This window comes from Vibrio sp. 2130-1 (genome assembly GCF_033339515.1).
Genome location: NZ_JAWOUT010000399.1, coordinates 1 through 635, shown reverse-complemented (window position 1 = coordinate 635; position 635 = coordinate 1). Strand labels below are relative to the sequence as shown.

The following is a 635-nucleotide window of genomic DNA, read 5'->3' as shown; positions in this document are numbered from 1 at the left end:
GGAAATAAGTTTGAGTGCAACCTCGTGCACTCAAAAGTATCAATGGGGAAGTTTTATTTCCGCTCGGAACCAAATAATAAGATTTCCTTTATTTCCGACATACGAGGTGAAGGGAAGGAATGGCAAGGTGCGACACTAATTAGTCAAAATGCACCGTGGGGTAAAGAGCTTTATAGAAAAGTTGAATCTTCTCTTACGGTTACCAAGCCTTCTCGTCGATTTGTATTCCGTAAAGGCGCACCCTCATTAATGAAGGCGATTGCCGGTGGTAGTTGGATTACGCTGGTATTGGAAGGAAAAGACGCTTCCGCTTTGTCAGAGGTCAGAATCCCAACAATTCAAATTCAAAAGGCACTGGGTGAATTTAATGCGTGTCGAGAGCGACTACCGAAACTGTCGTTCTCACAAGCAAGAGACATCGTTTTGCCTTTTCAATTCGGTCAGAAAACACTAAATGCGACTCAGCAACAGACGTTAGCTGCGCTCTATAGCTATCTTTCTGTTGATGACCGAGTGACGAAAGTGCTAATCGATGGCCATACCGACAATGTTGGACCAAGGCTCACCAACCTTTCGGTATCACGTTTACGTGCTCAACAAGTGGCCGATGCACTGATTGCTCACGGTGTAAACCC

At 45.0% G+C, this 635-nt stretch carries 1 protein-coding gene; it reads left to right on the top strand.

All coding sequences use genetic code 11. The features are described 5' to 3' along the window. On the top strand, nucleotides 1-635 hold a 635-nt coding region (locus R7Q09_RS26465; protein ID WP_318143981.1), incomplete at both ends, for an OmpA family protein.